The organism is Amycolatopsis sp. NPDC104863 (genome assembly GCF_055582965.1).
In genome coordinates, this window is record NZ_JBVJOW010000001.1 from 1,237,619 (window position 1) to 1,258,252 (window position 20,634).

20 protein-coding genes are annotated in these 20,634 nt (G+C 72.9%); 12 read left to right on the forward strand and 8 right to left on the reverse strand.

Annotated elements, in window-relative coordinates; genetic code table 11:
• The first annotated feature begins 9 nt into the window (after positions 1-9).
• The 3 genes from ACZ63J_RS05420 (at position 10) to ACZ63J_RS05430 (ending at position 3,778) form a co-directional block, all read left to right on the forward strand.
• Entirely contained in the window at positions 10-1,431 is a 1,422-nt protein-coding gene (locus ACZ63J_RS05420; protein WP_465439329.1) for an arabinose isomerase, read from the forward strand.
• Between the two features lie 44 nt (positions 1,432-1,475).
• Positions 1,476-2,837: a rhamnulokinase gene (locus ACZ63J_RS05425; RefSeq protein WP_465439383.1), complete on the forward strand. Its 1,362-nt coding sequence runs from the start codon at positions 1,476-1,478 to the stop codon at positions 2,835-2,837.
• A 179-nt stretch (positions 2,838-3,016) separates the two neighbouring features.
• The gene (locus tag ACZ63J_RS05430; RefSeq protein WP_465408452.1) at positions 3,017-3,778 is read left to right on the forward strand and encodes an NPP1 family protein; all 762 of its coding nucleotides are present in this window, start codon (positions 3,017-3,019) and stop codon (positions 3,776-3,778) included.
• Here ACZ63J_RS05430 and ACZ63J_RS05435 read toward each other — a convergent pair.
• Genes ACZ63J_RS05435 through ACZ63J_RS05445 form a run of 3 tightly spaced genes read right to left on the reverse strand, consistent with a single transcriptional unit; the run spans position 3,775 to position 5,853 of the window.
• Positions 3,775-4,383: a response regulator transcription factor gene (locus ACZ63J_RS05435; RefSeq protein WP_465304630.1), complete on the reverse strand. Its 609-nt coding sequence runs from the start codon at positions 4,381-4,383 to the stop codon at positions 3,775-3,777. The two genes, ACZ63J_RS05430 and ACZ63J_RS05435, sit on opposite strands and share 4 nt — an antisense overlap.
• Positions 4,380-5,450: a sensor histidine kinase gene (locus ACZ63J_RS05440; protein ID WP_465408454.1), complete on the reverse strand. Its 1,071-nt coding sequence runs from the start codon at positions 5,448-5,450 to the stop codon at positions 4,380-4,382. The genes ACZ63J_RS05435 and ACZ63J_RS05440 overlap by 4 nt, the downstream gene beginning before the upstream one ends.
• A gap of 10 nt (positions 5,451-5,460) precedes the next feature.
• Positions 5,461-5,853 carry a hypothetical protein gene (locus tag ACZ63J_RS05445; protein WP_465408456.1) on the reverse strand — a complete coding sequence of 131 codons (393 nt, stop codon included), beginning with the start codon at positions 5,851-5,853 and terminating at the stop codon, positions 5,461-5,463.
• 120 nt (positions 5,854-5,973) lie between these two features.
• Here ACZ63J_RS05445 and ACZ63J_RS05450 point away from each other — a divergent pair, with 120 nt between their 5' ends.
• The 3 genes from ACZ63J_RS05450 (at position 5,974) to ACZ63J_RS05460 (ending at position 10,857) form a co-directional block, all read left to right on the forward strand.
• Complete coding sequence (locus ACZ63J_RS05450; protein WP_465340527.1) at positions 5,974-7,017, forward strand: LacI family DNA-binding transcriptional regulator; 1,044 nt, start codon at positions 5,974-5,976, stop codon at positions 7,015-7,017.
• A gap of 16 nt (positions 7,018-7,033) precedes the next feature.
• Positions 7,034-7,522 carry a DinB family protein gene (locus ACZ63J_RS05455; protein ID WP_465408458.1) on the forward strand — a complete coding sequence of 163 codons (489 nt, stop codon included), beginning with the start codon at positions 7,034-7,036 and terminating at the stop codon, positions 7,520-7,522.
• Between the two features lie 155 nt (positions 7,523-7,677).
• Complete coding sequence (locus tag ACZ63J_RS05460; protein ID WP_465408460.1) at positions 7,678-10,857, forward strand: TIM-barrel domain-containing protein; 3,180 nt, start codon at positions 7,678-7,680, stop codon at positions 10,855-10,857.
• Positions 10,858-10,920: 63 nt separating this feature from the next.
• On the opposite strand, the gene ACZ63J_RS05465 is transcribed toward ACZ63J_RS05460, so the two are convergent.
• Entirely contained in the window at positions 10,921-11,466 is a 546-nt protein-coding gene (locus ACZ63J_RS05465; protein ID WP_465439331.1) for a DUF305 domain-containing protein, read from the reverse strand.
• Positions 11,463-12,395, reverse strand: a complete 933-nt coding sequence (locus ACZ63J_RS05470) for a DUF1996 domain-containing protein (protein ID WP_465408462.1) — start codon at positions 12,393-12,395, stop codon at positions 11,463-11,465. The genes ACZ63J_RS05465 and ACZ63J_RS05470 overlap by 4 nt, the downstream gene beginning before the upstream one ends.
• Before the next feature lie 217 nt (positions 12,396-12,612).
• Here ACZ63J_RS05470 and ACZ63J_RS05475 point away from each other — a divergent pair, with 217 nt between their 5' ends.
• Positions 12,613-14,745, forward strand: coding sequence for a discoidin domain-containing protein (locus tag ACZ63J_RS05475; RefSeq protein ID WP_465408464.1), 2,133 nt, complete (start codon positions 12,613-12,615; stop codon positions 14,743-14,745).
• Between the two features lie 40 nt (positions 14,746-14,785).
• Here ACZ63J_RS05475 and ACZ63J_RS05480 read toward each other — a convergent pair whose 3' ends face one another.
• Positions 14,786-15,133: a VOC family protein gene (locus ACZ63J_RS05480; RefSeq protein WP_465408465.1), complete on the reverse strand. Its 348-nt coding sequence runs from the start codon at positions 15,131-15,133 to the stop codon at positions 14,786-14,788.
• A gap of 106 nt (positions 15,134-15,239) precedes the next feature.
• Between ACZ63J_RS05480 and ACZ63J_RS05485 the strand changes: the two genes are divergently transcribed.
• The 5 genes from ACZ63J_RS05485 to ACZ63J_RS05505 all read left to right on the forward strand — a co-directional run bounded on the left by ACZ63J_RS05485 (position 15,240) and on the right by ACZ63J_RS05505 (position 19,544).
• Entirely contained in the window at positions 15,240-16,043 is an 804-nt protein-coding gene (locus tag ACZ63J_RS05485; protein ID WP_465408467.1) for a helix-turn-helix domain-containing protein, read from the forward strand.
• A 110-nt stretch (positions 16,044-16,153) separates the two neighbouring features.
• A complete protein-coding gene (locus ACZ63J_RS05490) occupies positions 16,154-17,209 on the forward strand; it encodes a hypothetical protein (protein ID WP_465408469.1) in 1,056 nt (351 codons plus the stop codon).
• Between the two features lie 213 nt (positions 17,210-17,422).
• The gene (locus tag ACZ63J_RS05495; protein ID WP_465304654.1) at positions 17,423-17,857 is read left to right on the forward strand and encodes an XRE family transcriptional regulator; all 435 of its coding nucleotides are present in this window, start codon (positions 17,423-17,425) and stop codon (positions 17,855-17,857) included.
• Positions 17,858-17,888: 31 nt separating this feature from the next.
• Positions 17,889-18,464, forward strand: coding sequence for a hypothetical protein (locus ACZ63J_RS05500; protein WP_465408471.1), 576 nt, complete (start codon positions 17,889-17,891; stop codon positions 18,462-18,464).
• A 9-nt stretch (positions 18,465-18,473) separates the two neighbouring features.
• Positions 18,474-19,544, forward strand: coding sequence for a hypothetical protein (locus ACZ63J_RS05505; RefSeq protein ID WP_465408473.1), 1,071 nt, complete (start codon positions 18,474-18,476; stop codon positions 19,542-19,544).
• Between the two features lie 6 nt (positions 19,545-19,550).
• On the opposite strand, the gene ACZ63J_RS05510 is transcribed toward ACZ63J_RS05505, so the two are convergent.
• Both ACZ63J_RS05510 and ACZ63J_RS05515 read right to left on the reverse strand, forming a co-directional pair.
• Positions 19,551-20,057: a 2'-5' RNA ligase family protein gene (locus tag ACZ63J_RS05510; RefSeq protein WP_465408475.1), complete on the reverse strand. Its 507-nt coding sequence runs from the start codon at positions 20,055-20,057 to the stop codon at positions 19,551-19,553.
• A 16-nt stretch (positions 20,058-20,073) separates the two neighbouring features.
• The gene (locus tag ACZ63J_RS05515) at positions 20,074-20,493 is read right to left on the reverse strand and encodes a hypothetical protein (RefSeq protein ID WP_465340538.1); all 420 of its coding nucleotides are present in this window, start codon (positions 20,491-20,493) and stop codon (positions 20,074-20,076) included.
• Positions 20,494-20,634 lie beyond the last annotated feature (141 nt).

Consider the following 20,634-nt stretch of genomic DNA (forward strand, 5'->3'; position numbering starts at 1 on the left):
GGAGGCTCGATGACCCTCGACCGCATCACGCCGCGCAAGACCCGTGTCGGGCTCGTCGCGGGCGGGCTCGGCGCGTACTGGCCGCAGTTCCCGTCGCTGTTGCCTCAGCTGCAGGAGTCGGCCCGGCGCGTTGCTTCCCGGCTGTCCGGAATGGACTGTGAGGTCGTCGACGTCGGGTTCGTCTCGGATGCTTCCGAAGGCGCGGCCGCCGCCGAGAAGCTGCGGGTCGCCGGCTGCGACCTGATCATCGGCTTCCTCACGACGTACCTGACCTCCAGCATGCTCGCGCCGGTCGCGCAGCGCTCGGGCGCGCCGGTGCTGCTGCTCAACCTGCAGCCGACCGAGGTGATGGACCACGAGTCGTTCGACACCGGCGCGTGGCTGGCCTACTGCGGGGCCTGCCCGCTGCCGGAGATGGCCAACACGTTCCGCCGGCTCGGCGTCGAGTTCCGTTCGGTGTCCGGGTACCTCGAGGACGAACGCGCGTGGACCCGCATCGCGCGGTGGATCAAGGCGGCGGGGGTCCGGGCGGCGCTGCGGCACGGCCGGCACGGCCTGCTCGGGCACCTCTACCCGGGCATGATGGACGTCTCCACCGACCCGACCCTCGTGTCGGCGCAGCTCGGCGGGCACGTCGAGGTCCTGGAGGTCGACGACCTGCGGGTGCGCGTCGAGCAGGTCTCGGACGCGGAGACCAAGGACCGCATGGACCTCGCGCGCGAAGTGTTCACTGTGGACGAGTCCGTCGTGGACGAAGACTTCGCCTGGGGCGCCCGGGTTTCCGTCGCGCTCGACCGGCTCGTCGAGGACTTCTCACTCGACTCCCTGGCCTACTACCACCGCGGCCTCGACGGCGAGACGCACGAACGGGTCGGCGCCGGGTTCATCCTCGGCGCGTCCCTGCTCACCGCGCGCGGCATCCCCGCGGTCGGCGAGTACGAGCTGCGGACGTCGCTGGCGATGCTGGTCATGGACCGGCTCGGCGCGGGCGGTTCGTTCACCGAGCTGCAGGCGCTGAACTTCCGCGACAACGTCGTCGAGATGGGGCACGACGGCCCGGCGCACCTCGGCATCAGCGCGCGCAAGCCGCTGCTGCGCGGCCTCGGCGTCTACCACGGCAAGCGCGGCTGGGGCGTGTCGGTGGAGTTCGACGTCAAGCCCGGGCCGGTGACGCTGTGCGGGCTCGGGCAGGGGCGCGACGGCACGTTCTCGCTCGTCGTGTCGGAAGGCACGGTGGTGCCCGGGCCGCTGCTGCGGATCGGCAACACGACCTCGCGCGTCGACTTCGGCGGTGACCCGGGGGAGTGGACCGACGCCTGGTCGGCCAGCGGCATCGCGCACCACTGGGCCCTGGGTACCGGCCACCGCGTCGCCGAGCTGACGGCGGTGGCGGACCTGCTCGGCCTGGAGCTGACCGTGGTGCGGGCGTGACGCGGGTCGCGGCCGTCGACCTCGGCGCGTCCAGCGGGCGCGTGATGGCCGGGACCGTCGGTCGTTCGACGCTGCGCCTCGAGGAGGTCCGGCGCTTCCCCAACGGCGGCGTCCGCGCGGGCCCGGTGCTGTACTGGGACGTCCTGGGCCTGTACCGGGAGACCCTCGCGGGGATCCGCGACGCCGGCCCGCTGGACGGCGTCGGCATCGACTCGTGGGCCGTCGACTACGGGCTCCTCGACGCGTCCGGCGCCTTGCTCGGCAACCCGGTGCACCACCGCGACTCCCGCACCGACGGGGTGCCGGAGAAGGTGGCCGCGTCGGTGTCCGCGCGTGAGCTCTACGACGTCACCGGGCTGCAGCAGCTGCCCTTCAACACGCTCTACCAGCTGGTGTCCGAACCGGACCGGCTGGCCGCGGCCCGCACGATGCTGCTGGTCCCGGACCTGCTGAACTACTGGCTGACCGGCGAGATCGGCGCCGAGCGCACCAACGCGTCCACCACCCAGCTCTACGACGTCCGCGCGCGGACGTGGGCCACCGGCCTGGCAACGCGGGTCGGCATCCCGCCGCGGCTGTTGCCGCCGCTGCGCGACCCCGGCACGGTGGTCGGCCCGGCGCGGGAGCTGTCCGGGGTGCCGGTGATCGCGGTCGGCTCGCACGACACGGCGTCGGCGGTGGTCGCGGTCCCGGCCGAGCCGGGCACGAACTTCGCGTACATCTCGTGCGGCACCTGGTCCCTGGCGGGTCTTGAGCTGCCGGAGCCCGAGCTGGGTGACGCGGCGCTGGCCGCGAACTTCACCAACGAAGGCGGCGTCGACGGCACGATTCGCTTCCTGCGCAACGTGATGGGCCTGTGGGTGCTGTCGGAGACGCTGCGCACGTGGTCGCGGTCGGACCTGCCGGACCTGCTCACCGCGGCGGCCGAGGCCCCGGCGCTGGCGGCCGTCGTCGACATCGACGCCCCGGAGTTCCTGCCACCCGGCGACATGCCTTCGCGCATCGCGGCGGCCTGCCGCGCGACCGGCCAGCGCCCGCCGTCGGCCCCGGCCGAGGTGGTCCGGTGCATCGTCGACAGCCTGGCCCTGGCCCACCGCCGCACCCTCCGCACGGCGGCTTCGGTCACGGGCCGCCGGATCGACGTGGTCCACATCGTCGGCGGCGGTGCTCGCAACGAACTGCTGTGCCAGTTGACGGCCGACGCGTGCGGCGTGCCGGTCCTGGCGGGCCCGGTCGAGGCGGCCGCGCTGGGGAACGTCCTGGTGCAGGCCCGGGCGCTGGGGGAGGACCTGCCGGACCTGGCGGCGATGCGGGCCCTGGTCCGCGAGACCCAGGAGGTCCGCCGTTACGAGCCTTCGGCCGGCGGCGACTGGGACGCGGCGGAAGCCCGGCTCTTCCAGCCGTGAATTAACGCGCGGCTTGTCCGGGTTGCCGCTCACCGGACAGGATTGCGCGTTCGTCCCCTTCCGGCTGTCCTCGCCGGGCACACTCGCCGGAGCACGGTTGCGGGCCACGGCGGCTCGTGGCGAGCTGGACACGGACCTCCTGTCGGAAACTTTCCGACCGTGATCGAGGGAGTACCGTCATGGCGCACCGTTCCCGCACCTTGGCCGCCGCTGCCGCAGGCGCGCTGGCCCTCTCACTCGCTTTCCCGGCGACGGCGTTCGCCGACCCGCCCGGCGCCCTGCCCGCCAGCGCGAGCGACTTCGAGAAGACCTTCCAGCCCGCCTTCGACTACGACAAGGACGGCTGTTACCCGACCCCGGCGATCGGCCCGGACGGCACCATTGCGCCCGGGCTGTCGCTCGGCGGTGACACCAACGGCCACTGCCGCGACTCCTGGGACCTCGACAACACCAACTCCTACTCGCGCCAGAAGTGCAACAACGGCTGGTGCGCGGTGATGTACACGCTCTACTTCGAGAAGGACCAGGCCTCGCTCGGCCCGGGCAGCGCCGGCCACCGCCACGACTGGGAGCACGTCGTCGTGTGGGTCAAGGACAACCAGGTCGAGTACGTCGCGACGTCGCAGCACGGCGGTTTCGCGGTGCACGACCGCGCGAGCCTGCTGTTCGAGGGCACGCACGCCAAGGTCGTCTACCACAAGGACGGCGGCTCGACGCACTGCTTCCGCTCGGCCAACGGCAACGACGACCCGCCCGAGAACCACAAGGGCGCCTGGCAGTACCCGACCCTCGTCGGCTGGGACGGCTACCCGTCCGGGATCCGGGACAAGCTCGTCGGCGCCAACTTCGGCAGCGCCACCTTCGGCATCAAGGACGACCAGTTCACCGGCAACCTCGGCAAGGCGAAGCCGGGTGGCATCCCGTTCGACGAGAACGCCTAGAGCCAGCCCCGCTCGTCCGCGAGCCGGACCGCTTCGACGCGGTTGCGGGCGCCGGTCTTGGTGATCGCCGCGGAAACGTAGTTCCGGACCGTGCCTTCGGACAGGTACAACCGGGACGCGATCTCGGCGATCGTCGCGCCGGTGCGGGCGGTGATGAGCACGTCGCGTTCGCGGGCGGTCAGCGGCGACTCGCCCGCGGCCAGCGTCGCGACCGCGAGCGCCGGGTCCACCACCCGCTCGCCGGTCCGCACCCGGCGGATCGCGTCGGCGAGGACGTCCGCCGGCGCGTCCTTCACGACGAACCCGGCCGCGCCGGCCTCGATCGCCCGGCGGAGGTACCCGGCGCGGCCGAACGTCGTGAGCATGACAACGCGGCAGTCCGGCACCTGCGCGGCGAGCACCGCCGCGGCCGCGAGCCCGTCCAGGCCCGGCATCTCGATGTCCAGCAACGCGACGTCGGGACGGTGTTCCCGCGCCGCGGCCACGACTTCGTCGCCGCGGCCGACCGAGGCGACCACCTCGAAGTCGTCCTCGAGCGCGAGCAGCGCGCACAGCGCCTGGCGGACCAGCTCCTGGTCGTCGGCGAGCAGCAGGCGGATGGTCACAGCGCCACCCGCAGCCGCCAGCCGCGCGGCGTCACCGGCCCGGCTTCGACGCTTCCGCCGGCGGCCTCGACGCGCTCCCGGAGCCCCGCGAGCCCCGAACCCTCGCCGGGCGGCCCGCCCACGCCGTCGTCCACGACTTCCACAGTGGACGCCGAGAGCGTCACCGCGCACCGGCCGGCGCGCGCGTGCCGGGCGACGTTGGTCAGGCCCTCCCGCACCACCCAGCCGAACAGCTCCTGCCGGTCCGGCCCGACGACGTCGGTGGCGGTCGGCAGGTCGGCGGTGACCCCGCACGCGCGCAGCAGCTCGCGGCCGCGGGCGAGCTCACCGGCGAGCGTGACGTCGCGGTAGCCCGACACCGCCGCGCGGACGTCGGTCAGCGCCTGGCGGGCCAGGGTTTCGACGGCGGTCATCTCTTCGCCCGCCCGGGTGCCGTCGGTGGCCAGCAGCCGCCTCGCCAAGGTGCTCTTGACCGTGATCGCCGTCAGCGAGTGGCCGAGCAGGTCGTGCAGGTCGCGGGCGATCCGCGCGCGTTCGGCCTCGGACGCCAGCCGCGCGACCTCGGCGCGGGCCTCGACGAGCGCGGCGTTGGCCCGGACCGCCTCGGCGACCACATGGACGACGAGCACGGTGAACACGAGCGCGACCGCCTGCGTCCAGCCCGGGACGTCCCACATCACCCACGGGACGACGAGCGCCGCGAGCGCGGAGACGGCGACCAGCGCGAGGGCGCCGCGGGGGAGCCGCGGCGCCGCCAGGGAAACGACGACGATGAGGAGGAAGAACGCGGTGTCGTGGGCGAAGGGGAGAGCGGCGGCGAACAGGAGGGTGCTCATCCCGAGCAGTGCCCAGAACTGCGGCACCGCCCGCTTCGCCGCCGCCGTCGCCGCGAGGACGTAGCAGCCGGCGAACCCCGCGACGATCACGCAGCCCGCGACTGCGCTGTGGCCGGTCGAGTGCTGCAGCACGCCGGGCACCGTCACCGCCGGGTAGACGAGCATGCCCGCGTCCAGCAGCATCACGCGCCAGCCGCGCACCCAGCGCTGCACGTCCGCCGTCCTGGTCACGACCGCGACGCTACCGCGCCCGCGGGCGCGGCCGGTTGACGAGCACCGTCACGCCGAGCAGCAGCAGCCCGCACACCGCCTGCTCGACCCGCAGCCACACCGGGAACAGGCCCGGCAGGGCGACGATGACGACGATCGCCACGAGCATCACCGCGGAGACGATCCGCAGCCGCAGCAGCCCCTTGCGCGAGCCGCGGGCCGCGCTGCGGGCGAAGGCGAACGTCAGGAGCGAGCTGGCGACGACGATCGTGGCGCGCACCCAGACCGCGTCGGTCACCATCGCCGGGTGGTTCCGGAACAGGACGATCACGAGGAGGGTGAGCACGGAGAGCGTGGCGTAACCGCCGGTCAGGAGCAGGACGGGCCGGAAGCCGGCCGTGGTGGTTCGCGTTGTGGTGGTCATACCGGAATGTTCGCCGCCGCGGGGCCCGGCGGGGCAGTGCCGTCCGCCAGCGGCCGGCCATGACATTTGTCATCGGCCCGGCGCTGGGAGAGCGCTCTCACAGCGTGCTACAAAGGACGGGTGACGACGCAGCCGCCCTCGGCGCCGCCGACCTTGGAGGACGTCGCTCGGGTCGCCGGCGTCTCGCGGGCCACGGTGTCCCGCGTGGTCAACAGCGTGCGCAACGTCGACCCGAAGCTGCGGGAGACCGTCGAGCGCGCGATCGCCGACACCGGGTACGTACCCAACCGGGCCGCCCGCTCCCTCGTCACCCGGCGCACCGGCGGCATCGCGCTGGTGGTGTCCGAGCCGGAGCGGCACGTCGAGGCGTTCACCGGCGGGGTGTTCGGCGACCCGTTCTTCGGCCGGGTCGTCGAAGGCGTGGTCGCGCACCTGCGGCCGCTGGGCCTGCACCCGCTGCTGATGCTGGTCGACAGCGACGAAGAACGCGCGAAGCTGGTGCCGAAGCTGCGGCAGGAGCAGATCAGCGGCGTGCTGCTGATCTCGCTGCACCCGGCGGAGGACCCGCTGCCCCGCATGCTGACCGACGCGGGTGTCCCGACGGCCCTGTTCGCGCGCCCGGCCCGCCCGGCGCCGGTGTGCTACGTCGACGTCGCGCACCAGGACGGCGCCCGGATCGCGGCGGAGCGGCTCGTCGCGCGCGGCTGCCACCGGGTCGCCACGATCGCGGGCCCGGCCGGCACCCCGGCGGGCCAGGACCGGCTGGCGGGCTTCCGGGACGCGATGGCCCGCCACGGCCACGCGTACGTCGCGGTGGCCGAAGGCGACTTCACCGAGCACGGCGGCGAACGCGCGATGGAACGGCTGCTGGCCGAGGAACCCGCGCTGGACGGGCTGTTCGTGGCCAACGACCTGATGGCGTACGGCGCGCTGACGGTGCTGCGCGACGCGGGCCGCCGCATCCCGGACGACGTGGCGGTGATCGGGTTCGACGACAGCCGGGTCGCGCTGAGCTGCCGGCCCCGCTTGACCACCGTCCGCCAGCCGGTCGAAGCGATGGGCGCGGCGATGGCCCGGATGGTGCTGGACCGCATGGCCGACCCGGCGCTGCGGGCGGAGTCGGTGATCTTCGACCCGGAGCTGGTGGTCCGGGACTCGGCCTGAGCGCTACCTTTCCGGCATGCCCGAAACCCAGCGGCAGTCCGTGCCCCGCGACGACGACGGCGAGCTCGACACCGCGACCGCGTTCCTGACCTTCGCCCGCCAGTGCGTCCTCAAGAAGACCGACGGCCTCACCGAAGAGCACCTGCGCCGCGTCCTCGTCGGCTCGGGCACCACCCTGCTCGGCCTGGTCCACCACCTGACCTTCGCCGAGCTGGTCTGGTTCCGCCACCACGTCGCGGGCGGCGCCGACCCCGGGGACGTGGACATGACGGTCCCGGACGGCGTCACGGCCGAGGAGGTCCTCGCCGGCTACCGCGCGGCCATCGAGGAAAGCGACGCGGTGATCCGGGCCGCGGGGGACCCGGACCGGCCGATCGCGGTGGCGATCGAAGGCAAGGTCCACACGCTGCGCTGGGTGCTCGCGCACATGACCAGCGAGACCGCCCGCCACGCGGGGCACGCCGACATCCTGCGCGAGCAGATCGACGGCGTCACCGGGCGCTGACCTGTCCGGACAGTTCGGCCCTTTGGTCTGGACATCCGGCGTCCCGCTGTGGTCGGATCGGGACCGGGTTTTTTCCAACGTTGTAAATTGTCGGTCCCCCTTCCCGGAACGGAGTTCCGCCTGTGCGGACGAGACCAGCGAAAACCCTTCACCTGGTGTGCGCGCTCGCCGTCGCCGCGGGTGCCGTCGCGGCCGTCGGTGTCGCGACGCCGGCCGCCGCCGGACCCGCGCGCCAGACCGTCGCTGCCGGGAACGCCCGGTTCCAGATCCTTTCCCCGACGGTCATCCGCACGGAGTACGCCGGTGACGGCCGCTTCACCGACGCGGCCACGTTCAACGCCGTCGGCCGGGACGCGTTCACGCCGACGCCGTTCACCTCGACGACGTCCGGCGGGATCCTGACCATCCGCACCGGCGCGACCACGCTGACCTACCGGCTGGGCTCCGGGCCGTTCGACTCCGGCAACCTCCGCGTGCGCACGGCCACCGGCGCGACGCCGGTGCTCGCCGCGCCGTGGCGGCACCTGACCTGCGCGGTCGGCGCGCTGTGCGAGGGCGAGGACCTGGCGGCCGACGGCCTCGGCGTCGCCACCGACCACCGCGGCTACACCGGCGAAGGGTTCCTCGCCGGGTTCGAGAACACCGGCACGGCGGCGACGGCCGACGTCGTCGCGGCCACCGCCGGGACCTACGCCGTGACCGCCCGCTACGCCAACGGCCAGGGCGGCGACGGCCAGCACGTCACCCGCACCCTGAGCGTCTCCGTCGACGGCGGCGCGCCGCAGAAGCTCACCCTGCCCGCGACGGCCGACTGGGACAGCTGGGCGATCGCCTCGGTGCCGGTCACGCTCGGCGCGGGCCGCCACAGCGTCCGACTCACGCGGGCCGCGACCGACTCCGGGAACGTCAACGTCGACGCGCTCGCGGTGCTCACCCCCGGCACGCCCTTCCCGCCCGCGTCGGCCCGCGCGTTCACCGGCTGCGCTGTGGACGTGAGCTGTGAGGCGGAATCCGCGCTGCGGACCGGCTCGGCGGTGGTCGCGACCGATCACGCCGGGTACGCCGGACGCGGGTTCGTCGCCGAGCTCAACCGCGACGCCGCCCTGACGCACCGCGTCGTCGACGTTCCCGCGGCCGGCACTTACCAGCTGCACGTCCGCTACGCCAACGGCACCGGCGGGGACGGCCGGCACGAGACGAGGACCGCGACGGCCGCGGCCAACGGGGTCACCCGCACGCTGACCCTGCCGGTCACCGAGAACTGGGACTCGTGGGGGAGCGCGTCGGTCCCGGTGGACCTGAAGGCCGGCACGAACGACGTCGTGCTCGGCTGCCCGGACGACACGAGCTGCCACGTCAACGTGGACACGATCGCCGTCACCGCGGCCGGTGCTGCGGCGCCGCAGCCGCACCTCACGCTCGGCGGGTACCGGCGCGGCCTCGACGGGGTCAACGGCGACAACGGGAACCCGTCGCTGACCGAAGGGCTGCTGCACTCCGACGGCTGGTACCTGCTCGACGACACGACGTCCGCGCTGTACAACACGCGGACCCGCGCGGTGACGCAGCGGCCGTCGCACGGCGGGAACCCCTACCAGGACGGCTACGTCTTCGCCTTCGGGCACGACTACAAGGCCGGGCTGCGTGACCTCGCGACGCTGACCGGGCCGCCGCAGCTGCTGCCGCGCTGGGCCTACGGCGTCTGGTACTCCGAGTACATCGACCGCACGGCGGCCGACTACCGCGACACGATCCTGCCGCGCTTCCGCAGCGAAGGCGTGCCGCTGGACGTCCTGGTCACCGACACGGACTTCAAGGCGCCGGACACGTGGAACGGCTGGCAGTTCGACACCACGAAGTTCCCGGACCCGGCGGCGTTCTTCGCCTGGTCGAAGGCGCAGGGGCTGCACAACAACCTCAACATCCACCCGAGCATCATGGGTTCGGACCCGCAGTTCGCCCGCGCCCAGGCGACGGCGAAGGGCAAGCTCGTCAAGTCCGGCTGCGGCACGGACTGCTACGTCTTCGACTGGGGCGACCCGGACCAGCTCAAGGCCTACCTCGACCTGCACGCCGGGATGATGAAGCAGGGCAACGACTTCTGGTGGCTCGACTGGTGCTGCGACGCGTCGAAGTCGAGCCTGGCCGGCGTCACCCCCGACGCGTGGATCAACCAGCAGTACGCCGACCTGGCCGCGCCGGCGACCGGGCGCGGGTTCGTCATCTCGCGGGCCTACGGGTCACTGCAGGCCGGCGGGTACGGCGGCCCGGTGGGGCTCTCGACCGGGCCGTGGGCGGACAAGCGCAGCACGCTGCACTTCACCGGCGACACGTCCTCGACGTGGGGCACGCTGCGGATGGAGGTCGGCGCGACGCCGGGTGAGTCGGCCGCGACCGGCATGTCGGCGATCAGCCACGACATCGGTGGCCACAACGACACGACCGGGCTGCGCGGCAGCGAGACCTACACCTCGGGCGGGCAGCAGCACCAGACGGCCAAGCTGCCCGACGACCTGTACGCGCGGTGGGTGCAGCTCGGCACGTTCCAGCCGATCGACCGGCTGCACAGCAACCACAGCGACCGGCTGCCGTGGCAGTACACCGGCGCGGCGAAGGACTCGGCGACGAAGTTCCTGAACCTGCGCGAGAACCTGGTGCCCTACACCTACACGCTGGCCCAGGAGGCGGCGACGACCGGCGTTCCCGTCGTGCGGCCGACCTACCTGGAGTACCCGGACGAGCCGGCCGCCTACACCGCGGCCCAGAGCGAGTACTTCTACGGGCCGGACATGCTGGTGGCGCCGGTGACCTCGCCCGGCGCGTCGGCGAGCACGTCCGTGTGGTTCCCGCCGGGGCAGTGGACGGACTACTTCACCGGCAGGACCTACGCGGGCGGCACGACGCAGCAGGTGACGGCGGACCTCGGCACGATGCCGGTGTTCCTGCGCGCCGGCGGCATCACCGCGACCCGCACGGCGGACGTCACCAACGACGTCCAGAACCCGCTGAACCGGGTGACGGTGACGGTGGCGACCGGCGGTTCCGGGTCGTTCTCGCTGTACGAGGACGACGGCACCTCGGCCAAGCACAGCTCGACGACGCCGATCCGGTACAGCGAGCGGGGCGGGGCGCACACGGTGACGGTGGCCCAGGGGCGTTCCCAGGCCGGGCCGCGCGAGTGGACGGTGAAGTTCCTCGGGGTGTCCGCGGCGCCGTCACGGGTGAAGGTCGGCGGGGCGTGGGCGCCGCCGTCGCGCTGGAAGTTCGACGCGGCGACGCACACGCTGACGGTGACCGCCCCGGCGACCCGAGGACCGGTGGTGGTGGCGTACTGAGCTTCCGGCGGGCGGAGCCGGAAATGCCGTCGGGGCCGTTTCGGAGGCGGCCCCGACGGTCCCTCACCGCGTTCGGGCCAGCACCTGCTCCTGGCGGGACCCTTCGGCGCCGACCTCCTTGGCCAGTTCCCGGGTCCGGGTGTCCCCGCCCGAGGTCTGCTCGCCCCGGGCCAGCACCACCAGCTGCGCGGCGTGCGCCCGCAGCAGCGCGACGAGCCGCTGGTCGAACTCCGTGCCCCGGTCCGTGCGCAACGCGACCAGGTCGGCCGGGGTCACCATCCCCGGCATCCGGTGTCCACTGTGGACGTCGGTCGCCGGGAGCCCGGCCCGGTCGCGGGCCGCGCGCAGCCGTCCCAGCAGCTTCTCCTGGGGCGCCACGACCGAACCGGCCGCGTCCCGGACCACGGCGCTCGACGCGTGGTCCGGGGCGAGCCGGGCGGCCGTCACGGCGTTCTCCGTCATCGGCACCACCAGCTGCAGCCAGGCGATGTCGGTCGGGTTGAACCCCGGCGCGGAGACCGGGGCGGCGGCGGGCGCGGCGGGGCCGGTGGTGGCGCACCCGCCCATGGTCAGCGCCACCACCACCGCCCCCAGGGCCCGCCGGATCACGGCCGGCCGGGCAGCCGGTAGTTCGGGCCCAGCACGGTCCCGCGATCGGGTTTGTACAGGTCGAACCCGCGCGGGTCGCACTGCAGCCCGCCGTTGATGCAGTGCGTGACCAGCGCGGCGAGGGTCGGCGGGTCCCACGCGTTGAAGAAGTCGTAGTGCCACGAATACCCGCGCCCGCTGGCCAGGTGGACACCGGACATGTCCCCGCTGACCGGGAACGCGATCTTGAACTCGAGCATCGGCACGGCCACCGGGTGGTCGGCCGGGCACGTCAGCGTCGCCCGGTCCGGGTACGCCATGTGGCTCTTGTGGTCGGCCGAGTCCAGGTGGACGCCGTCCCAGCAGCTCGGCGCCTGGTAGCGGATGTTGAGCTGGCTGCCGGGGACGCACTGCACCGGGACGTCCCAGTTGTGGAAGCTGTCCCCGCACTCCCAGCCCTCGATGGCGCCGGGCGCGTGCTGGAACTCGTCCTGGGTCGCCGTCACGCTGCCGGCGACGTACCGCAGGCCGGGCGGGAACGGCACGACCTTCGTGTAGTCGAGGATGCCGGACTTGTAGTAGACGACCTGCGCGAAGTTCGGCAGCACCACCTGGTTCCCGTTGTAGACGGTCGGGAACCAGTACGCCGACAGGTCGTCCGGCGCGAGGCACGTCGTGTTGCCGACGCCGGAGTTCTGCAGCGACTGCAGCGTCGTGGCCGCGTTGGTGGTCTTGTTGCCGATGAACGTGTGGTCGTGCGACGCGCCGGGCAGCCCGGGGAAGACGATCGGGTCGTCCGGCTGGTGGTGGCTGGGGGAGCAGTTGACCTGGAACTCGTGGTGCGTGACCAGGTCGTCGGCTCCGGCGGGCGACCAGGTGGCCGCGGTCAGGAAGGCGCCTGCCAGCACGGTGGCGGTGGTGCAGGCGAGGAGCGCGGCTTTCGATACCAAGGGTCCTCCACGGTGAGGGTGCCTGGGGAATGGGAGAGCGCTCTCCAAGAGCATGCGCACCGAGCCGCCGCCGTGTCAAGGATCAACCACATCCCGGCGATGACAGCGACTGTCCGATTCCCGGCGGGACCTTGACAACGCGGGCGGCCGTGCCGAACCATCGGTCGCGCCGGAGAGCGCTCTCCAACCTCCGTCCCTTGTCGTACGGGAGATCACCGTGGACCGACCGTCGCTCGTCCGTGCCGTCCCGGCGCTGGTGGCCCTGCTCCTGCTGGGTCTGCTCGCCGGCCCGTCCCCGGCGCACGCCGCGACCGTGCTTTCCCAAGGCAGACCCGCGACCGCGTCGAGCAGCGAAGGCGCGGGCACACCGGCGGCCGCGGCGGTCGACGGCAACGCCGGCACCCGCTGGGCGAGCGCCTGGAGCGACCCGCAGTGGCTGCAGGTCGACCTCGGCGCGCCCGCCGACATCAGCCAGGTCACCCTGAACTGGGAGGCCGCCTACGCGACTGCATACGAAATCCAGGTTTCGGACAACGCCGCCACTTGGCAGACTGTATACAGCACGACCACCGCAACCGGCGGCGTCCAGACCCTCGCCGTCACGGGTCATGGCCGGTACGTGCGCTTCTACGGCACCCACCGCGTCGGCGGCTACGGCTATTCGCTGTGGGAGTTCCAGGTCAGCGGCACCCCGGGCACTCCGACGCAGGACGGCCCCGGCGTCACGCGGGTGACCGGCGGCCAGGGGAACTGGCAGCTGACGGTCGACGGGACACCCTGGACCGTCAAGGGCCTCACCTGGGGACCGCCGGTGAGCGAAGCGGCCACGCGAATGCCCGAACTGCATTCGATCGGCGTCAACACCGTGCGCACCTGGGGCACCGACGCGTCCAGCCAGCCGCTCTTCGACGCCGCGGCGGCCAACGGCATCAAGGTGGTCGCCGGCTTCTGGCTGCAGCCCGGCGGCGGTCCCGGCAGCGGCGGCTGCGTCGACTACACCACCGACACGAACTACAAGAACACGATGCTGGCCGAGATCCAGAAGTGGGTGAGCACCTACAAGGCGAACCCCGGCGTGCTCATGTGGAACGTCGGCAACGAGTCGATCCTCGGCATGCAGAACTGCTACTCCGGCACGCTGCTGGAGCAGAACCGGATCGCCTACACGCGGTTCGTCGACCAGGCGGCGCAGGCCATCCACGCGATCGACACGAACCACCCGGTCACCTCGACCGACGCCTGGACCGGCGCCTGGCCGTACTACAAGGCGTACGCGCCGAGCCTCGACCTGTACTCGGTGAACTCCTACGCCCAGGTGTGCCAGGTGAAGCAGGACTGGCTCAACGGCGGTTACACGAAGCCGTACATCATCACCGAGACCGGCCCGGCCGGTGAGTGGGAAGTCCCGAACGACGGCAACGGAGTGCCCGCCGAGCCGACCGACCAGCAGAAGCGCGACGGGTACGTCAACGCCTGGAACTGCGTGCTGGCCCACCCCGGCGTGGCGCTCGGCGCGACGCTCTTCCACTACGGCACCGAAGGCGACTTCGGCGGCGTCTGGTTCAACATCACCACGGGCAACGAGAAGCGGCTCGCCTGGTACGCCGTCCGCCGGATCTACAGTGGACAGACCGGCGGCAACACCCCGCCGGTGATCTCCTCGATGAACCTCAGCCGCAGCGCCGACGTCCCGGCCGGCTCGACGTTCACCCTGACCGCGGCGGTGTCCGATCCGGACGGTGACCCGATCACCTACACGATGGGCTACAACAGCAAGTACATCAACAACGCCGGCGGCCTGATCCCCGCGCAGTTCACCGGGAACGGCACGTTCACCGTCACCGCGCCGCAGCAGCTGGGCGTCTGGAAGATCTACCTCTACGCCCGGGACGGCCACGGCAACGTCGGCATCGAGACGCGCTCGCTGCGGGTCGTCGCGCCGCCGGTGCCGGGCACGAACCTGGCCCGCGGCGCCGCGACCGCGGCGTCGACCTACCAGGCCGACGGCCCGGGCGCGCCCTACCCGCCGCAGGCCGCGACCGACGGCAACCTGGCCACGCGCTGGGCGAGCGCGTGGAGCGACCCGCAGTGGCTGCAGGTCGACCTCGGCAGCAGGCAGGCCTTCAACCACGTGCAGCTGGTCTGGGAGTCGGCGTTCGGCAAGGCGTACGAGATCCAGGTCAGCGACGACGCGGCGAACTGGCGGTCCGTCTACGGCACGACGTCCGGTGACGGCGGCGCCGACGACCTCGCGATCTCGGCCACGGCGCGGTATGTCCGGGTGAACGCGACACAGCGGGGCACGGCGTACGGGTACTCGCTGTACGAATTCGGCGTCTACCGAAGCTGACCGGAGTGGTGGCCCCTCGTGCGGAAGGGCCACCACCGGGTCAGCCCGGGATGAGGCAGAAGAGGTGCCCTTCCGGATCGGCGAGCACCACCCAGTCCTCGCCACCGGGCTGGAACTCGGGCCTGGTCGCGCCGAGCGCCTCGAACTCCTCGACGGCGCCGCGGAGGTCACCGACCTTGAAGTCGAGGTGCGCGTGCTTGGCAGCGTCCGGCCAGCCCGGGCCGCGGTAACCGGCGACACGCTGGAAACCGAGCCCGACCGGGCCGCCGAGCTGGACGGTGTCGTCGTCCTGGTAGGTGACCTCCCAGCCGAGCGCCTTCGCGTAGAAGGCGGCGAGGGCCGTGGGGTCGGCACAGTCGAGGACGATCGTGGTGAGTTCTGCGGGCATGGGGTGACTCCTTTCGTCGTGCGGCAGCCTGCCCGCGGCGCCGAGCCGGGTCTTGAAGATCCTTGCGGGCCGGAAACTGTCGTACCCCGGGCGTAGCGTCCGGTTCGTGCTGGACGCCGTCGAAGTCGTGGCCCGACCCGGGTACACCGTCAGCGTGGTGCGCTGCGCCGACGACCACCGGGGCTGGTCGCCGCCCGAGGTGGCGGACGGCCGCCGGCTGGTGCTCGTGCGCCGCGGCCGGTTCCGGCGCCGCGCGCGCGGGATCGTCGCGGACGCCGACCCGACGCTGGCGTACCTGGCCACTCCCGGCGACGAAGAGTCCTTCGCGCACCCGGCGGGCGGCGACGTCTGCACGTCGGTGACGTTCGGCGCGCGGCTGTGGGAGCGCCTCGCGGCCGACCGGCCGGTCCGCCCGGCGGTGTACGTCGACGGCGCGTTGGAGCTGGCCCACCGCCGCGCGGTCGCCGCGGTCCCGGACCCGGACTATGCGTTGGCGGAACAGCTTCTGGTCTTGGTGGGCGGCGCGATCGAGCGCGCAGGGGCCAGTCCGGTGCCGGCGGGTGCGTTGGTGGCGAAGGCCCGCGAAGCGATCTTGACCGGCCACCCGGCGGCGGCCGGGCTGTTCCCGCTGGCGGAGCTGCTCGGGGTGTCGCCGTACCGGCTGAGCCGGGCGTTCCCGCGCGAGGTGGGGGTGTCGCTCACGCATTATCGCAACCGGGTCCGCGTCAGCCGGGCTCTCGAGCGCCTGGAGGCGGGGGAGCGGCGGCTGGCGGTCCTGGCGGCGGACCTGGGCTTCGCCGACCAGGCCCATCTGACACGGACGGTTCGCGAGCACGCCGGAGCGACCCCTGCGGTGCTACGGCGGTTGCTCGCCGGGGGAGGAGGCCGCGCGATCCCGGCGGTGGAGTGAGTTGTGTGGTCGCGCTTGCGCACAGTCCCCGCCCGGCTACGCGAAAACCCTTGAGCAGACGGCTTTTCTGCCGTACCCGACCCGGTCCCGGGCGAACTACGGTCCCCGGTGTGCCGGAGACCCGCGTCCTCCCGTTGTCCCGCGCGCGGCGATGGACCTGGGTCCTCGTCGCGGTCGCGCTCGCCTTTGCCGCCTTGGACGGCTACGGCGTCACCGTCGCGCCGGAGCGGCCGTTCTTCTGGATCGGCCTCGCCCTCGACCTCCTCGTCGCCGTCGTCGCCTGGCTGCTGGGCCGGGCCTGGCCGCCCGAAGCGCGGTTCGGGCCGGACGCGATCGCCTTCGAGCAGTCCGTCCTCCCGTACGCCGACATCACCGAGATCCGGCGCGGCGCGGTGTCGGCCAAGCCGTTCTGGCTCGCCTTCTGGCTGCCGACCTCGCTGCTGGGCGGCTTGGTCGTCGCGCTCCGGCCGGCCGGCGACTTCGACCGTGAGGTCGTCGAGCTCGGCACCGTCCACGGCCGGATGCGGACCCGCTGGCGCGACTTCCGGGCCGCGGACGCCTTTGTCACCGCCGTCGGCGAGAACCGGCCAGACCTCGAAATCGGCCACGGCGTTGTTTCTCAGACCTTCGCCCGCGACTACTCGCCCCGGCTCGGCGTCGGCGGTGGGTTCCTCGCGTTCGGGCTCGGGATCTGGCTGTTCTTCGGCGGCTGGTTCGGGCTGCAGCTGCTGGACCAGTCGCTCTACCGCGGCCCGTTCCCGCCGGAAGCCACGTCGGCCACGATCCGTGACCTGACCACCCACCTCGAGGGCTTCGCGCCGCTGCCGGACGTCGCCCGCGACTTCACCGAATGGCCGTGCGACCGCACCAACGACCTGATCCTCGGCCCCGACCCGGCCGCCGCCGATCTGCACCTGAAGCTGGAAAGCCGGACGCTGCCGGAAGCCCAGGCCGGCGCGGTCGAGGACCGGCTGCGGCGGGCGGCCGGGATGGACGAGGGTCAGTACCTCCAGCGCTACGGCCCGGACGAGCTCGACTTCGAAGTGGACATCCCCGAAGACGACGATCTCTACGTCGAGTTCTCCACCGGCTGCGTCACCAGCGACGCGGTGCCCGGCCTGCGCGACGACCTCACCAAACTGGCCGCGGGCATGGGAGTGCGCTGAGCCGGAGGGGCGCGGCGGGCACGGGGCTAGGCGCGTGGCCACCCCCAGCGACCACGTGAGTCACCCCGCGGCCGCCTGCGCCACCCCGGGTCCTCTGTCCTGTTTGCGAAACACCGGACGGGAGTATCGTAGTCTTTCCGGGACAGGGTGTGTCAAGTTTTCAGGACAGTTAGACTGGGGAGTGTCACGTTTCATGGTTGAAGGTGGTGTGTGGTGAGCGACGAGCGCAGTTTCGCCGACCGGCTGGCGCACTTGATCGCGACCGTGCACCCGCCGGACCGCAAGCCCTACTCCTACCGGGAGATCGCGCACGGCGTCGCCGAACAGACGGGCGTGACGATGTCGGCGACCCACGTCCAGCAGCTCGCCGTCGGCGCGCGCAAGGACCCCAAGCGCTCCCACATCCAGGCGCTCGCCCAGTTCTTCGGCGTGCCGGTCACGTACTTCTTCGACGACGACGTCGCGGGGCAGGTCGACCAGCAGGTCGAGGACGTCGTGGCCTGGCGTGACGACGAAGCGCGCAACCTCGCCCAGCGGGCCATGCAGCTCTCGCCGCGCGACCGCGAAACCGTGACGGCGCTGCTCGACCAGCTGGCCACCTACGACGGCACGCGGCGCCGCGAAGGCCGGCGTCGGAAGCCCGAGTGAGCCTGGCCGGTCGGCTACCATGATCCCGTCGGTGAGCGCGCCCCGGTGCACCCGGCTGGCGCCCGAGCGGGGAGGCCCCATCAACGAGCGCGGTCTGACGGACGTGCGTGCGGCCGCACGCGAGCGGGTGCGGACCGTGCTCGCCGCCGTCCCGCTGCCGCGGCCGTGGTCGATGAACGCCTGGGTCGACGGCCTCGAAGCGTGGCGCGGGCGCGAGATCGACCTCGTGCCGGTCGAGTACCGGCCCGGCCGGCCCTCCGGCGCGTGGCAGGCCCGCCCGGACTACGACCTGATCGCCTACACCGAGCACACGTCGGCGCTGCACCAGGACCACATCATCGCCCACGAGCTCGCCCACCTGCTGTGCGCGCACACCGGCACCTGCCTGATGTCGGAGTCGGAGGCCGCCGAGCTCGCCCCGGACCTGGCCCCGCAGGCGCTCTCGCACCTGCTCACCCGCGTCACGAGCGGCACCGACGAGTACGAGGCCGAGCTGATCGCCGTCCTGCTGATGAGCGCGGTGACGAGCGGACCGCCCGCGGTCGCGCCCGGCGCGTCCGGCCGGGCGGCGGACCAGGCCCGGCGGCTCGCGGCGCTGCTGGGATAGTCACCTCCCGTGATCGACATTCTGTTCCTCGGGGTCGGGGTCTTCGCGCTCGCGATCGGCGTCTGGCGGGCGGTCCGCGCGCGGCGCACCGGCGCGGGCGCCGGCCTGGCCATCTCGCTCCTCGCGCTCGGGGCGGCGTTCTGCTTCCTGTCCAACCGCGCGCAGCTGGTGGAAAGCGAGATCTACCCGAGCCTCGGGCGGCTGCTGTCGAACCTCGCGACGATGGTCGCCGCGTACGGCATCGGCCTGACGGTCGCGGAGATCAGCGGCACCCGCGAGCGCGGCCGGCGCACCCGGCTCGTCGCCCTCGGCGTGGCGCTGGCGGTGCTCGTCGTGACGTTCTTCAGCGCGTCCGACCTGCCGCGCGGCATCGGCGTGTTCGACGAGCTGTACCGCACGCACCCGACCCTGGTGGTCTACGTCTTCGCCTACACCGTCTACCTGGGGTTCGCCGTCCTCGACATCGGGGTGGTGGCCGCGGTGACGGTCCGCGCGAGCGGCGGCGCGCTGCGCGCCGGGCTGGCGTTGCTGCTGCTGGCGTCGGCGTTCGCGGTCGCCTACCTGGCCGGGAAGGTCGTCGCGACGATCCAGGCCCTGCAGGCCGACCATCCGGTGAAAGCGTTGTGCCGCGGGCCGTTCTCGACCCTGCCGTGCACGCTCGACGTCGGGTTCCCGGCGGTTTCCGTGCTGCTGATCGTGCTGGGCCTGACGATCCCGTCGATCCCCGGCCTGGCGGCGGGCCGCCGTGACGCGCGGACCCTCCGGCTGCTGCGGCCGCTGCGGACGCACCTGACCCGGCGGTTCCCGGAGATCGTGCGGATCGACCCGGGCGGGCCGTCCCGCCGCGAACGGCTGCTGACGGCGATGAGCGAGACGAACGACGGGCTGATCCTCGCCGGCGTGACCCCGGAGCTGTCCGCGCCGGCCGCGGCCCGGCTGGTGCGCGACCTCCCGGACGAGCCGGGCGAGGAAGAGCCGCCCGCCGCCGGGACGGAACCGTTCGCCGCGGACGTCGCACGGCTGCGGGCGATCGCGCGTGCGTACCGGAAGCTGGACGGCGCGCCGGCCATGGCCCGCTGAGCTCCGTCAGCCGCCGAACGGCACTTCCAGCCGCGGTTCCCAGCCGTTTTCGGTGAGCGCCACCAGGTGCAGCGCCTCGGCCCGGGCTTCGAGCGGCAGCAGTGGCCGCACTTCGGCGGTGACCCGCTCGAGGTCGCCGTCACCCATGGCCACCGTCAGGTGCGCGTCCGGGCGCGGCCCGAACCGGCCGCCGTAGGGCAGGACTTCGGGCCACCGCGCGCACACGCCGTCGGTGATCGGCTGGAGGGCGGGGGTGGCGATCGCCGCGAACCGGGGTGTTGTCACGAAGTCGGTGAGCCGCACGTCGGTGCAAGGGAGTTCCGCTGCGACCGCGCGGACGGCGGTGAACACGTCTTCGGTCAGCGCGGCGTCCGGCAGGAACGGGTAGAGCGCGGTCACGTGCGCGGGCACCCCGGGGCGGACCAGGGCGGGGTCGACCCGGCGGGCCGCGGCCAGCACGGGTTCGGCGGCGGGCAGCAGGATCAGCAGTGCGGTGGTTCCGGGTTCGGGCACCCCCGCATCATGGCAGTCAGGCGACAGCGCTCTCCGGGAACCGGCTCGAGCGCGCCAGGGCCAGGCTGCGCCGGCACAGCTCGACGAGCTCCCGGTTGGCGCGGCTGAGCGGGCTGCGGCCGCAGAGTCCGCAGTGGATGGTCACGTCGCCGGTCAGCTCGTCCACCGCGACCAGCGCCTGGTGGTCGCAGCGGCGGCACCAGCGGTAGCCGATCGCCGGGTTGGTGTGCACCGGGGACGACACGCAGTCGTGCAGCCAGCGGTGGTGCGTGCGGCAGGTGACGCGGTCGGTCGGGTCGAGGACACCGGCGTCTTCCGCCCGGTCTTCGCGGGCCAGCGTCGCGGCCAGCAGCGGCTGGCGCGCCGCGGCGGGGCGGTCCGCCGGGCTGGGGCCGGCCCACGCGTGGTGGTCGCCGCAGTGGCACTTGTCGGTCATTTCGCCCCCAGGGTCGGGTGGTTCGATGGCTTCGAGTGTGGGCGCGGTCACGCGGAGGTGACAACCGGGAAAACGCTCAGTTTCGGCCAGCGGCACGCCGGCCGCGGCGGACGGATGAGCGGACTTCGGCCGGGGTTTATG